13 protein-coding genes are annotated in these 13,721 nt (G+C 65.4%); 6 read left to right on the forward strand and 7 right to left on the reverse strand.

The features are described 5' to 3' along the window. Positions 1–36: 36 nt before the first annotated feature. Together NU1_RS01140 and NU1_RS01145 are read left to right on the forward strand one after the other, a co-directional pair. On the forward strand, positions 37–1,365 hold the full coding sequence (locus NU1_RS01140) for an ABC transporter substrate-binding protein (RefSeq protein WP_084520869.1): 1,329 nt from the start codon (positions 37–39) through the stop codon (positions 1,363–1,365). A gap of 186 nt (positions 1,366–1,551) precedes the next feature. Further along, positions 1,552–2,634, forward strand: coding sequence for an ABC transporter ATP-binding protein (locus tag NU1_RS01145; protein ID WP_067516415.1), 1,083 nt, complete (start codon positions 1,552–1,554; stop codon positions 2,632–2,634). 254 nt (positions 2,635–2,888) lie between these two features. Here the strand turns inward: NU1_RS01145 and NU1_RS01150 are convergent, their stop codons facing one another. From NU1_RS01150 to NU1_RS01160, 3 genes are all read right to left on the reverse strand, one after another. After that, on the reverse strand, positions 2,889–4,871 hold the full coding sequence (locus tag NU1_RS01150) for a M13 family metallopeptidase (RefSeq protein WP_067516417.1): 1,983 nt from the start codon (positions 4,869–4,871) through the stop codon (positions 2,889–2,891). 186 nt (positions 4,872–5,057) lie between these two features. Next, positions 5,058–5,438 (reverse strand): DUF397 domain-containing protein, encoded by a 381-nt coding sequence (locus tag NU1_RS01155; RefSeq protein ID WP_067516567.1) that lies wholly within the window; start codon positions 5,436–5,438, stop codon positions 5,058–5,060. 28 nt (positions 5,439–5,466) lie between these two features. Next, entirely contained in the window at positions 5,467–6,321 is an 855-nt protein-coding gene (locus tag NU1_RS01160; RefSeq protein ID WP_067516419.1) for a helix-turn-helix domain-containing protein, read from the reverse strand. A 117-nt stretch (positions 6,322–6,438) separates the two neighbouring features. On the opposite strand from NU1_RS01160, the gene NU1_RS01165 reads away from it, so the two are divergent. Continuing rightward, on the forward strand, positions 6,439–6,897 hold the full coding sequence (locus NU1_RS01165; protein WP_067516420.1) for a hypothetical protein: 459 nt from the start codon (positions 6,439–6,441) through the stop codon (positions 6,895–6,897). On the opposite strand, the gene NU1_RS01170 is transcribed toward NU1_RS01165, so the two are convergent. Both NU1_RS01170 and NU1_RS01175 read right to left on the reverse strand, forming a co-directional pair. Then, positions 6,894–7,373 (reverse strand): DUF4190 domain-containing protein, encoded by a 480-nt coding sequence (locus NU1_RS01170; RefSeq protein WP_067516426.1) that lies wholly within the window; start codon positions 7,371–7,373, stop codon positions 6,894–6,896. The genes NU1_RS01165 and NU1_RS01170 overlap by 4 nt on opposite strands. A 115-nt stretch (positions 7,374–7,488) precedes the next feature. Beyond that, a complete protein-coding gene (locus tag NU1_RS01175) occupies positions 7,489–8,265 on the reverse strand; it encodes a pirin family protein (protein WP_157551922.1) in 777 nt (258 codons plus the stop codon). Between the two features lie 276 nt (positions 8,266–8,541). Between NU1_RS01175 and NU1_RS01180 the strand changes: the two genes are divergently transcribed. The 3 genes from NU1_RS01180 (at position 8,542) to NU1_RS01190 (ending at position 12,154) form a co-directional block, all read left to right on the forward strand. Further along, a complete protein-coding gene (locus tag NU1_RS01180) occupies positions 8,542–9,012 on the forward strand; it encodes an NUDIX hydrolase (RefSeq protein ID WP_067516430.1) in 471 nt (156 codons plus the stop codon). Between the two features lie 53 nt (positions 9,013–9,065). Then, positions 9,066–10,370: an MFS transporter gene (locus tag NU1_RS01185; RefSeq protein ID WP_067516431.1), complete on the forward strand. Its 1,305-nt coding sequence runs from the start codon at positions 9,066–9,068 to the stop codon at positions 10,368–10,370. Between the two features lie 140 nt (positions 10,371–10,510). Continuing rightward, on the forward strand, positions 10,511–12,154 hold the full coding sequence (locus tag NU1_RS01190) for a glycoside hydrolase family 183 protein (RefSeq protein WP_084520870.1): 1,644 nt from the start codon (positions 10,511–10,513) through the stop codon (positions 12,152–12,154). Here the strand turns inward: NU1_RS01190 and NU1_RS01195 are convergent. Then, entirely contained in the window at positions 12,151–13,005 is an 855-nt protein-coding gene (locus tag NU1_RS01195) for a 5-oxoprolinase subunit C family protein (RefSeq protein ID WP_067516433.1), read from the reverse strand. The genes NU1_RS01190 and NU1_RS01195 overlap by 4 nt on opposite strands. After that, complete coding sequence (locus NU1_RS42950) at positions 13,002–13,721, reverse strand: 5-oxoprolinase subunit B family protein (RefSeq protein WP_084520871.1); 720 nt, start codon at positions 13,719–13,721, stop codon at positions 13,002–13,004. The genes NU1_RS01195 and NU1_RS42950 overlap by 4 nt, the downstream gene beginning before the upstream one ends.

Below are 13,721 nucleotides of genomic sequence, written 5' to 3' on the forward strand. Positions count from 1 at the left end.
TTCCGCTGAGTTCCACTGCTCTACAAGGAGATTCCCGTGTCAGATCAACAATTCCCCGGCCTGTCGCGGCGCGGGTTCCTCGGCCTGGCCGGTGCCGCCACCGCCGGTCTCGCGCTGACCGCCTGTGCGGGTACCGGGGGCGGCGATGAGCAGGAGGGCGACGCCAACGCCATTACCTTCTGGTCCAATCACCCCGGTACCTCCAAGGAGCTGGAGAACGAGCTGATCAGCCGCTTCCAGACCGAGTACCCGGATCTGAAGGTGAATCTGGTCTCCGCGGGCAAGAACTACGAGGAGGTGTCGCAGCGGTTCAATGCGGCACTCTCCGGTGGCGACCTCCCGGATGTGGTTGTGCTGTCCGATGTCTGGTGGTTCAACTACGCGCTGAACGGCTCCATCGAGCCGATGGACAGCCACTTCTCCTCGGCCGGAGTGGATCTCGCCGACTACGTCGACTCGCTGGCCGCCGACTACGAATTCAACGGTCAGCACTACGCGTTGCCCTACGCGCGGTCGACACCGCTCTTCTACTACAACAAGGATGTCTGGGCGAAGGCCGGTCTGCCCGAACGTGGTCCGGAGAGCTGGACCGAATTCGACGAGTGGGGCCCGAAGATTCAGTCGATCGTGGGAGCCGACAAGTGGGCGCACGGCTGGGGTAACGCCAAAGACTACCTGGCATGGACCTTCCAGGGCCCGATGTGGACCTTCGGTGGCCGGTACTCCAAGGAGTGGCAGCTGACCTTCAACGACGCCAAGTCGATCGAGGCCGGAAACTACCTGCGCGACAGCATCAATGCCAAGAAGTACGCGAGCGTCCGGCCGACCCTCCCCGTGGATATCGGTAATGGGCTCGTCGCCTCCGGCATCGCCTCCACCGGTGACCTGAAGTCCATTACGAGCAGTGCCGCCGGAAAGTTCGACCTCGGCACCGCCTTCCTGCCGCATCCCAACGGACCGGGCGCGACCACCGGCGGTGCGGGCCTGGCCATTCCGGCGCGCATCTCCGATACTCGCAAGGAGAATGCGCTGAAGTTCATCGGGTTCATTACCAATGCCGCGAATACGGCGTACTTCTCCCAGGGCACCGGGTATATGCCGGTACGCAAGTCGGCGCTACAGGATCCGTCCGAGCAGCAGTTCCTGGCCGAGAACCCGAACTCGAAGACGGCCATCGACCAGCTGGCGTTGACCCGATCGCAGGACTACGCCCGGGTATTCATCCCGGGCGCGGATCAGATCATCGGCACCGGACTCGAACAGATCGGCCTGCAGAACCGGGACGCGGCGGCCGCCTTCGCGGATGTCACCAACCAGCTCCAGACCATTATCGACCGGCAGATCCTGCCGAAACTGCCCAAGTAGAACTTTGTCCACTCGCCCCGGTCGAGAGCATCGGGGCGGTTATTCACCAACGTGACAACCGATTTCGCGAGATCCGGGTAACTCACCGGGGACGCCCAGAATTGGTTCGGCACACGACCGGCGGCACGCGTGCGAGACGGACAACGGCTCCAAGCCGTGCGCTGAAGTCCCGGAGAGGCGGAAAGCATGGCGACTGTGCGGTTCGACGGTGTCACCCACCGGTATCCGGGAACCCCCACCCCGGCGGTCGAGAGTTTGGAGTTCGACATCGCCGATGGCGAATTCCTGGTCCTGGTGGGGCCGTCCGGCTGCGGTAAATCCACCAGTCTGCGTATGCTGGCCGGACTCGAATCCGTGGAGAGCGGACGCATTCTCATCGGCGACAAGGATGTGACCGGTCTGCCGCCGCGGGCCCGGGACGTGGCCATGGTCTTCCAGTCCTACGCGCTCTACCCGAATATGACCGTGGCCGAGAATATGGGCTTCGCACTGCGCAATGCGGGAATGAGTAAGGCCGACACCCTGGTTCGGGTCGAGGAGGCGGCGGCCATGCTGGAGCTGGAAGCGCTGCTCGACCGGAAACCGGCCAAGCTCTCCGGCGGACAACGTCAGCGCGTGGCCATGGGCCGCGCCATTGTCCGGCGGCCGCAGGTGTTCTGTATGGACGAACCACTGTCCAACCTGGACGCCAAACTCCGGGTGAGTACCCGCTCCCAGATCGCGGCGCTGCAGAAGCGACTCGGCACCACCACCGTATACGTCACCCACGACCAGGTCGAAGCCATGACCATGGGGCATCGGGTGGCGGTGCTGCGCGACGGCCAGCTCCAACAGGTCGCCGCCCCGCGCGAACTCTACGACAATCCGGTCAATACCTTCGTGGCCGGATTCATCGGCTCACCGGGTATGAACCTGTTGGCCGCGAACATCCACGACGGCCACGCGGTACTGAACGATCTCCGAATCCCGGTACCGCGCGATGCGATCACCGGCAAGCGGATCGTGGTCGGCATCCGGCCCGAATCCTGGGAGGTCACCACCGATCCGGCCAATTCCCTGGCCGTCGAGGTGGAACTGTTGGAGGAACTCGGTGCGGAATCCTTCCTGTACTCGCACGGCGTGAACGACGAATGGTCCAGCCGCTCGGGCAAGGTCGTCGCCCGCGTCGACCGGCACTTCGAGGTGGCGCTGGGTGATCGGTTGCGGCTGACGCCCAAGACGAACGAGATCTATTTCTTCGACGCGGAAACCGAACAGCGTTTGCGCTGAGGGTATTGACGGATACGGCGACTGGAACTGAGGTTTCTCTCCTAGCTCTCGAGCCCCTGCCCGGACGGGCAGGGGCTCGAATTGTTCGGGAGGCAGCTTTACGTCCTCATGCCAACTCGACAGCTGATTTCGCGAGGGCGGGGTAGCCCGCCGGGGACGCCCAGAATCGGTTCGGCACCCAACCGTCGGCACGCGTGCACGGCGGTCAACGGCTCTCAGCTGCGCGCTGAAGTCTCGGGGAGGCGGGGGAGCAACTACCAGATCTTTACGCGCTCAGCGGGTTCCAGGTAGAGGGCATCGCCCGGCTTTACATCGAAGGCCTCGTGGAAACCGTCGAGGTTGCGGACCACACCATTGCAGCGGAATTCCGGTGGGGAGTGCGGGTCGACGGCGAGGCGGCGGACGGCTTCCTCCTGGCGGGCCTTGGTGCGCCAGACCTGGGCCCAGCCGAAGAAGACGCGCTGTAGGCCGGTGAGGTCTTCGAGGACGGGGGAGTCCTGGTCCTCGAGGGAGATCTTGTAGGCCTCCAGGGCAATGGAGAGACCACCGAGGTCGCCGATGTTCTCGCCGATGGTGAATTCGCCGTTCACGGTGTGGTCGTCGGAGAGATCCTTGGGGGAGAACTGGTTGTACTGGGCGATGAGAGCCTTGGTGCGCTTACCGAATTCGGTGCGATCGGATTCGGTCCACCAGTCGATCATATTGCCGTCGCCGTCGTACTTCGAACCCTGATCGTCGAAGCCGTGGCCGATCTCGTGGCCGATGACCGCGCCGATACCACCGTAGTTGGCGGCGTCGTCGGCGTTCATATCGAAGAAGGGCGGCTGCAGAATCGCTGCGGGGAAGACGATTTCGTTCATACCGGGGTTGTAGTAGGCATTGACCGTCTGCGGAGTCATGAACCATTCGTCGCGGTCGACGGGACCGCCGAGCTTGTTCAGGTCGCGATCGTGCTCGGCGGCGTAGCCGCGGCGGTAGTTGCCGACCAGATCGGACGGGTCGATCTCGACACCGGAGTAGTCGCGCCAGGTATCCGGGTAGCCGATCTTGGGGGTGAACTTCTCCAGCTTGGCCAGCGCCGCCTGGCGGGTCTCCGGGCTCATCCACTCCAGCTGGGAGATATTGCGGCGGTAGGCCTCCTGGAGGTTGTCGACCAACTCCACCATGCGGGCCTTGGCCTCCGGCGGGAAGTGCCGGGCCACATACAGTTTCCCGACCACCTCGCCGAGCAGATCCTGCACCAGGTTGACGCCGCGCTTCCAGCGCTCCCGATTCTCCTGCGCACCGGTGAGGGTGCGGCCGTAGAAGTCGAAATTCTCCTCAACCAGGTCATCGGTGAGATAGGCGGCGCGGGAACGCAGTACCCGCCAGGTCGCCCAGCCCTGCCAGTCCTGCAGCGACTCCGAGGCCCAGAGCTGCGCGAAGGTGCGCACGTAATCCGGTTGGCGCACCACCAGTTCGGCGAAAAGCTCCGGACCCGTGCGGTCCAGGTTCTTCGCCAGCGCGGAAGTCCAGGCATTCCAGTCGAATTCCGGATTCTCGGCGACGAGGGCATCGAAGGTGGTCAGGTTGTAGGACAATTCGGCATCGCGACGGCGCACCACATCCCAGTGTCCGGCGGCCAGCTTCCGCTCCAGCTCGAAGATGCGCTGCGGGTCGAGATCGAGGCCCGCCAGATCCGACATCCGGCGGATATGGGCGATGTACTTCTCGCGGATTTCGGCGTATTCGTCCTGGCGGTAGTAGGACTCGTCCGGCAGGCCGATACCGGACTGGCTGGTGTGCACCAGGTAGCGGTCGGAGTTCTTATCGTCGGTATCGACGTACATGACGAGCGCACCGCCGACGCCGGTGCGCTCCAGGCCGCCGAGCAGGGCCGCGAGCTCACCGCGATCGGTCACGGCACGGACGGCGGCCAGTTCCTCGGTAATCGGCGACAACCCCGCCGCCGCCACAGCTTCGGTATTCATGAAGCTGGAGTACAGATCGCCGATCTTGCGCTCATCGCTACCCGGTTCGGCATTGGTATCCGCAGCGTCCTGAATGATCGCCTTCACATCCAGTTCCGCCTGGTCGTACAGCGTCCGGAAAGCACCGTCGACCGCGCGATCGGCCGGTATCTCGTAGCTGTCCAGCCATTTGCCATTGACGTGGGCGAACAGGTCGTCTTGCACCCGCACGCTCGCGTCGACATGGGAGAGGTCAATTCCGGAGGGAGCTTGCTGCTGCGAAGTCACGCCAACCAGTATGCTTGTCCGCCTCCCCGAATCTTCAGCGCACTCCCCGCCTCCCCGAATCTTCAGCGCCCGGCTGAGAGCCGTCGGCTGTCGTGCACGCGTGCCGCCGGTTGGGAGCCGACCCGATTCTGGGCGTACCCGGTGAGTTACCCCGATTCTTACGAAATCAGTTGTCATGTCAGCGATTCAGGCGGGCAGGGCGATGCGGTCGAATTCGCCGTCACGTGCTCCCGCGACGAAGGCTTTCCATTCGCCGGGGGTGTAGACGAGGGTGATCTCGCGGTGGCGGAGGGTGGTGGATCCGTCGCGGGTGGTGTGGCAGGTGAGGGTCGGGGGCGTCGTTGCCCGGCCGGTCACGAAGTCGATGAAGTGGGTCCATTCGTGCGTGCTGACGGTGATGATGGGCTCTTCGTCCGGGCGGTGCGCCGGATCGCGGCGGTACTTGCTGTCACGGATGAGCACCGCATCACCGTCGAACCGGACCTCGACACACTGATTGCCGTTATTGGTACGGGACGACGTGAACCAGCCGGTGTATTCCGGATGGTGCCTTGCGGTGGTAGACATATGCGGCATTTTACGGTACGAAATGCGATCATTCCCCTTTTATATAGGTTCGGATCATGTCCAAAGAGTCCGAACGACTGAGTGATTGGTCGAGTGCACGTACATATGCAAAGGCCAGGTCACGGACCTGATCCGCATCATCGACCGGACCACCGAATACCGCACTCTCCGCCCAGCCGAAAGTCGGCAGTGATGGCGACGCGAAATCGAGCAAATGAAAACTCGAACCGCCCAGAATCGCGCCCGCGGTGGCGGTGAACGGAATAACCCGCACCGCCACGGTATCGAGTTCCTCCAGCAGCCGGGCGAGATGCTCGAGCTGGCCGCGCAGCACCTTCGGCCCGCCGATCTGCTGCCGCAGCGTCGCCTCGCTCACCACCGCGGTCAGTTCGGGGCGATCGTCACCGTACAACCGCTGCTGCCGTCGAATGCGTACCGCCACCAGCTGCTCCACCTGCACCGGGCGAATCATGACGTCGGCGCTGATGAGGGCGCGGGCGTACTCCTCGGTCTGCAACAGACCCGGAACCACCAGGCTGTCGTAGCTGCGAATGGCCTCCGCGCCGTACTCCATGCCGTAGTAGCGCTGCAGTTCGGTGCCGATGAGCGCGGAGGACTTGGCCCACCAGCCGCGCTCCTTACTGGCGGCCAGCAGGGCGAGCAGTTCCTCGCGTTCTTCCCCGTCCACGTCCAGGAGTTCCAGGACCGGGCCGATGGTATTGACGGTGAGGACGCGGCGGCCCTTCTCCACATGCGACCAATTGGCCGGGGTGAACCCGACCCGCTTGGCGAAGGTCGCCGAATCGAAGCCGTGCTGCTCACGTAGTTCCCGCAGGCGCAGCACCAATTCCCAGCGTGCGACAGTGGGCGAGACGGGTGCCATGACTGCTGATGCTACGCCTGCACCTCAATGGTGTGTGACTATTGTCATTCCGATTGCGCAGGGCTACCGTCGGTGCAACAGCTCCACGAGCCGGTTCGAACCGAGATGAGGTTCGCCATGAACACGCTCGACCCGAACGCCTACGCGACCACCCGGGAAGCCCTGGTCCGCTGCCGCCGCTACCGCACGGAACACGGCCTCTACGGCGTCGTCGACCAGGCCGTCGGCCGCATCATTCTGGAAGTCGGCGCGGTCGGCGCGGTCACCATGCCGACCGACCTCGGCACCCGGGTGCGCGACCACCTACACAGTCGCTGCGGACCGGTCATCGCGCACCCTCGATCGGGGCGCTGGACCTTTCTCACCGGGCCCAACGACAATTCGTACCTCGATATGGCGCTGTTCGCGGACCTCTTCCGCGACTGCGCGGGTGTGGCATTGCCGGGCAGCCATATCGTGCTGCCGTCACCGGCCGATGAGTACGGCGGGTATCGGAGCTGGGTATGTCTGCCGGATAAGGACTTTCGGCCCGAGCTCGCGGAAGTGGTGTCCGCGACCCGGGCCTGCCGCCGCTAGGGCGTCGGCTCCGGCGTCAGCGTAATGCTGAACTTGTCCTCCACGCGCCGCTGGAAGTCGCTTTCGCACTGCTCGATCTTGGTCTGATCACCGTTCGCCTTGTTCACGCAGTCCGTGAAGTCGGTGAAGCCGGTCTCCTCGAGGAAACCCCAGGCGACGACGCCGATAATCACCGCGATGATCAGGCCGATAATGCCGAGGATGAGGCCGGTGATCGCGAGGCCGGTACCGCCCGCCTTCTTGCTGAGCAGGGCGATCAGGCCGAATATGGCGGCGAGGACGCCGAACAGGATGCCGCCGATAACGGTCCAGCAGAACAGCAACGCGATAATGCCGAGGACCAGTGCCGTAATGGCCAGGCCCTTACCCTTCTGCGGTTCCTGCCAGTACTGCTGACCCGGCTGCTGGGGATAGCCGCCCGGCTGTTCCGGATAGCCACCGGGTGGCGGGTACTGCCCAGGGGGTGGGTACGACATGTGGCGTCCTTCCGTCAGTGCTGCTCCCGGTATCGCAGGCCCGCGGTGGGGCCGTTAACGCACGCGGTCACACACGGCTGCGGCCGTCATCTGAAATGCTATTGCCCGTGAAATGCTATTGCCCACCGAGGCGCGCGTGCATCTCCCACACCAGAATCTCCGCGGGCATATGCGCCGTAATGCGTTGACCGCCGCTGCGCGCCAACCGCACCGCATCCCCCTCGTACAGGGTGCCGACGCCCTCCATCTCCACCTCACCGCGCGCCACGAAGACGTGCAGATACGGCGCTTCGGGTAGTCGCACCTCGGTGGTCTGCTGGTCGAGCATGCGCGCCACATGCATGGCGGAATGGCTGCTGGCAATGGCGATGGCGGTGCGATCGCGGTACTGCGGCAGGCCGGACGCCACTGTCACCAGGCCGCCACCCGCCAACTCGTCGTCGACTTCCAACTGTTGATAGCCGGGTTCGATACCGGGCTCGTCGGGAACCACCCACATCTGGACGAAGTGCACCGGCTCATCGTGTGCGGTGCCGGCGCTGAGCCGCCACGAATCGTTCTTCTCCGAATGCAGAATGCCGCTGCCCGCACTCATCCGCTGCGCCAGCCCGGGATAGATGACACCGGCGTGCCCCAGCGAATCCTGATGTACCAGGCTGCCACTCAATACCCAGGTCACGATCTCCATATCCCGGTGCGGGTGGGTTTCGAAACCCTCGCCGGGGAGGACGACATCCTCGTTGTTGACCAGCAACAGACCGTGATGAGTGTTGTCGGGATCGTAATGTTCACCGAAGGAAAAGGAGTGCCGTGAATCCAGCCATGGCACACGGGTTTTCATGCGATCGCTGCCCCTGTGGACATCGATGTGTGGTGTCGTGAGCGTGGACACCGCCCGTCTCCTCTCACCGGCGAGACCGATCGGCTTCCAGGGTAGAAGCACAATCGGAACACCTGCCTGAATTCCCGGTAAATTCTATCGTGGGAGCAGCAATCGCTCACACGCCCCCGACCAGGCATTTCAGGTATGGGAGTGCGATAGGCAAATTTTCGGCATCGACTATGCCGCCGGGCCCGCGAAGTAACGGCGAAATGACGGCCACTGCGCCGGACCAGGACGGCGACCGTAACATGATGGGCCGCAAGAGGTACCGGAGGGAGGGGACGGATGCGACCAGAGGTGCTCGCAGGTATCGAACGTGAACTGCGACAACAGGCCCATAGTGAGGGAATTACCCATTTCGTGGTCGGCGTCGCCGTCTTTCTCGATGGAAAACTGCTGGTCGTACGGCGTGTCGCCGATGACTGGCACGGCGGAATGTACGAACTGCCCGGTGGCGGAGTGGAATCCGGGGAAAGCTTCGCCGAATGTGTGGTCCGGGAACTGTACGAGGAAACCGGGCTGCGTGTCGTGCGTATCACCGATGTAATCGGCGGTTTCGACTACGCCACCCGCACCAAATCCCGCGTGCGCAAATACAGCTTCGTGGTGGAAGCCGAAATCGGTGAGATCTCGCTCGACCCGAGCGAACACGATCAGTACCAATGGGTCGACGCCGACGGCCTCGACAGTCTGCCCATGGCTCCCGATATGCGTGCCGCCGCGTACGCCCTCGTGACAACGCACCCGGCCCGGTGAACGTGCCCGCGGAGCGGGCTTCCCGCCCGTCGCGGCGCTCCCCGACAGCGGTATTGCGCACCATCCGCGCGGCACTGCGCGACAGTCCGGGGGTACTGCGGCTGGCGGTGATTCGACTGGCGGGGCCGTTCGGGGACGGCATGTTCCAGGCGGCACTGTCGGGGGCCATTCTGTTCAATCCGGAACGCCAGACCGATCCCCTCGATATCGCGGCCGGGTTCGCGGCCCTGCTACTGCCGTACTCCCTGGTCGGGCCCTACGCGGGCGCGCTACTGGACCGGTGGGATCGGCGGACCGTCCTCCTGCTGGCCAATGTGGCGCGAGCGGCGCTGATCGGCGTGACGGCCGCACTGCTGGCGACCGGGGTCGAGGCGACACCGCTGCTGCTGCTGGCGCTGGCCGTGGTGGGCATCGGACGATTCATCGGCGCGGGCTGCTCGGCGGCACTACCGCGGGTCCTGGCGCAGCGGTGGCTGGTGCCCATGAATTCGATACTGGCGAGCGCGGCAGCCGGATCCGCCATTGTGGGCGCGAGCCTCGGATTCGGCATTGTCGGACTCGCCGGGGCCGGGGACACGGGTTCGGCGGTCGCGGTGGCGGGCAGTGCGGTCGGCTCGGTGGTCGGCATGGTTGCCGCCTGGGGGTTTCGGCGGCACGCGCTCGGACCCGATCGGGCCGAACGCGATGCCCGCAGCTCGGTCCGGGCGATTGCCGCCGGTCTGCGCAATGGCGCGGTGGCGGCCTGGCATTCGCGGGAGGTCACCACCGCCATGATCGGAATCTGCGCGCACCGCATGGTGTTCGGCGCCGACACCCTGCTCATGGTGCTGGTGCTGCGACGCGGGACCGACGGGTCGGGAGTCGGGACGCAGCTGGCCAACTTCGGCGTGGCCATTACCTGTGCCGGGGCGGGCATGCTGGTCGCCGCCGTACTCGCACCGGCGCTGATTCCACGGCTCGGGCGCCCCCGCACCGTGGTCGTCGGGCTGCTGACCGCCATGGTGGTGCAATTGACGCTGGTCACCCCCATTACCGTCGCCACCGGCGCGGATACGGGTCGCGCGCATCTGCTGCTGCTCGCCGCCGCCTTCCTGCTCGGGCTGGCCGGACAGATCATCAAACTGACCGGTGATGTTGCCATGCAGATCGACATTGACGATTCCCATCGTGGCCAGGTATTCGCCCTGCAGGACACCATTTTCAATATCGGCTTCGTACTGGCGCTGGCCGTCACCTCGCTGGCCATTCCGGCGGACGGTCGCGCACCGGCGGTGGTGGTCGCGGCGGCCGGCATCTACGGATGCGGACTCGTGGCCGTCGCGGTGAATGCGCGACGGCGCATCGGGATTGCGGGATAACGGACATCCATATCGTTTCGGTCGCGATCGGTGGACACCGCGGACAATCGTCGTATGGTGCGCGAGGACCGGGATACGGTGTGCCGGTTCGATGTCGAAATGCGCGGTTCGCCGCGACTGGACAGGAGACGCACAGCGCCATGGGACTACTGCGGTCCGCGCCGATCCCCAGATCGCACCTCCGCACCACCTCGATCCTCGCCGGCGCCGCTCTCCTCGGACTGGTCTGCGTGAAGCCGACGGCCGCCGCACCGCATCCGTGGGCACCGGCACCGGTGAACAGTTGCGGCGAAGTGGGATTCGATCCACTGGCCCGCGAACCCGAGCCCGGCAGCACGCCTGATCCGCGACCGCCGACCATTCAGATCCCGGTTCCCGTCCCCGAATTCGTACCCGTGCCGATTCCGGGTCCGGGTCCGGACAACACCCGCATCGAGCCCGAGGCATTGCCCGCGGACCCTTGCGCCAACCCGTGCCCGGATATTCGCGACGCTCCGAAACCGACTACGCCACCGCCGACTACGACCACCGTGCCGGAGGGCTCACAGCGTTCGGAATCCACGCCACCGACCACCGGCGAGCCGAATGACGCTCAACCGCAGAGCGCTACCCCGAGCGCACCCGCCCCGCCCGGCGGAATCGCGCTGCCCAGTATCGAATTCCATCCGGACCCCGAGCCGATTCCGGTCCCGGTGCCCGGTGGTGAAGCGCCCGAACCACAGCCCGTACCCGAACCGGTGTACGTCCCACCTGCCCCCGCACCGCTGGCCGCGCCCGTCGCGCCGCCGCGGGTGGAAAATGTTCGGCTCGTCGACCAGATCACCGGGCCCGGCTCCGGTAATCGCACCGATATGCGCTGGCAGGTGGATGGCACCGATCTGGGGGTGATGTGGGAGAACCGGCCCGGCGAGGTGGCCGTGCTCTTCGGCGATACCTTCGGCAAAGGGTGGGAACCCGGTGGCGCGGGCGGCGCGGATGCGGATTGGCGCAGCAATGTCCTGGGCTTCAGTAGCGACCGGGACCTGTCGGACGGACTCACCCTCGATACCTTCGTACAGGACAGCCGCTGCCATGCCGCGGAACTTCTCAATAGCCGCAAGATCAAGAATTTCGAGGTGACCACCATCCCGACATCGGGTTTCGCGGTGGGCGACCGGCAGTACATGACCTATATGTCGATCAACCGGTGGAGCCGCATCCCCGGAATGTGGTGGACCAATCACGGCGGTATCGCCTGGTCCGACGACAACGGCCGCACCTGGACCAAATCCCAGCATGCGATGTGGGACAACCTCTTCGGCATCGGACGCTTCCAGGTGGCGACCATGGTGCCGCACGGCGACTGGGTGTACATGTTCGGAACTCCCAACGGGCGCATGGGTGTTATCGGATTGGCCCGGGTGCCCGCCACCGAGGTACTCAATAAGACCGCCTACCAGTATTGGGTCGCGGGCAACTGGGTCCCGGCGTCCACACCGAACGAATTGCTCGCCACGCCACTGGTTCTCGGCACCGCCAGCGAACTGTCGATCCGATACGACCAGACCAGCGCGGAATGGCAGATGGTGTATCTGGATGCCCCCGCGCATCAGATCGTGCTGCGGACCGCGGCGGAACCGCAGGGCACCTGGAGTGAGCCGATTCCCCTGGTGAGCACCAATGACTATCCGGCGGCCTACGGCGGCTTCATCCATCCGTGGTCGACCGATCGCGACCTGTACTTCGCGTTATCGGCCTGGGGGAGTTACAACGTGTACCTCATGCACGCCACACTGAACCGCTAGTAGCGGCGGAACCGCACTGTCTGTCCGGGGCGCGCCTGGGCCATCGCGTCCACATCGGCATCGATGACCACGGCGACCACCGGATAACCGCCGGTAATCGGATGATCCGCGAGGAAAACCACCGGCTGCCCGCTCGGCGGCACCTGGATGGAACCCAAAGCGACTCCCTCCGTGGGTAATTCATCCTGAATGCGCCGCTCCAGCGGTGGTCCGATACGACGGTCGAGACGCGCGCCGACCCGGTCGGTATCCGAGGACACCATCCACTCACCCGCGAAAAGGGCGCCGGGATCGGTGAACCAGTCGTCCCGGGGCCCGAGCAGGGCGCGAATGGTCAGTGGCGCACCGCCCGGCGGGGGCACCGGCGCGACATCCACGATCGGGTAGGTACGCGGCGGCGAACCGACCGGGAGCACATCACCGGGACGCAGTGGGTCCGGGCCGATCCCGGACATGGTGTCTCGGCTGCGGGAACCCAGTACGGGTGCGATATCGATACCACCGCGCACCGCCACATAACTGCGCAGACCGGTACCGGCCAACCCGAGCCGAAGGTGTTGTCCCTCTTCCAGTTCCAGGACGCTGGCCGGGCCGACCGGCCGATCGTCGACGAAGGCGGGTGCGGGTGCGCCGGTCACCGCCAACGTCAGGTGCCGCTGGGCGGATAACTCCAATCCACCCAGCAGGACCTCGATTCCGGCCGCGCCCTCCGGATTTCCGACCAGCCGATTCGCCAAGCGCAGCGCCGCGCGATCCGCCGCACCGGAGATACCCACGCCCGAATCGAACCAGCCGGGACGACCGAGATCCTGAATGGTGGCCAGCGGTCCCACCCGCTCGACGCGGATCACGTTTCCTGCTCGGCAATCGTGAAACGCACCCGGGTACCGGCGCGAACAAGGGCGGGCGGGTCGCGGTGCACATCCCACACGGGCAGCTCGGTGGTGCCGATCAGCTGCCAGCCACCGGGGCTGCGGCGCGGGTAGACCGCCGAGTAGCCACCCGCCAGGGCGACCGCACCCGGCGGGATGGCGGTGCGGGACTGGGTACGGCGGGGGACCGACAGCCGACCGTCCGGGGATTCCAGATAGCCGAATCCGGGGGCGAATCCTACGAAGGCGCAACGCCATACGGTCCCGGTGTGCTGGGCGATCACCTCGTCGGTGGTCAGACCGAGCAGGTGCGCGACCGCGGGGAGATCGGCGCCGTCGTAGCGGACCGGGACGACGAGGGGTTCGGAGCCGAAACCGTCGCCGCCCACGGCATTGCCGGGAGCATCCGCACGGTCGGGTAACCGGCGCGCACCGGCCGCCACCCGTGCCTCGGCATCCATCCGCTCCAGCAGACGCGTGAGACGTCCGCGCACCGATTCGACGACAGCCGGGGAAGTCAGGGTGACCAGTACGGTTTCGGCGGCGGGCAGGACATCCACCACACCGGCCGGTCGATTGCGCAGCGCCGCAACCAGATCCGCCACCATGGCGGGCACCGGCGGGATGACGAGCAGCGCACGGTCGCCCGCCGACCGGATCTCCCCGGCTGTCGTATCCCGCTCGCCCTCACTCAC

Origin of the sequence: Nocardia uniformis NBRC 13702 (assembly GCF_001613345.1) — a bacterium.
GTDB classification, from domain to species: Bacteria; Actinomycetota; Actinomycetes; order Mycobacteriales; family Mycobacteriaceae; genus Nocardia; species Nocardia uniformis.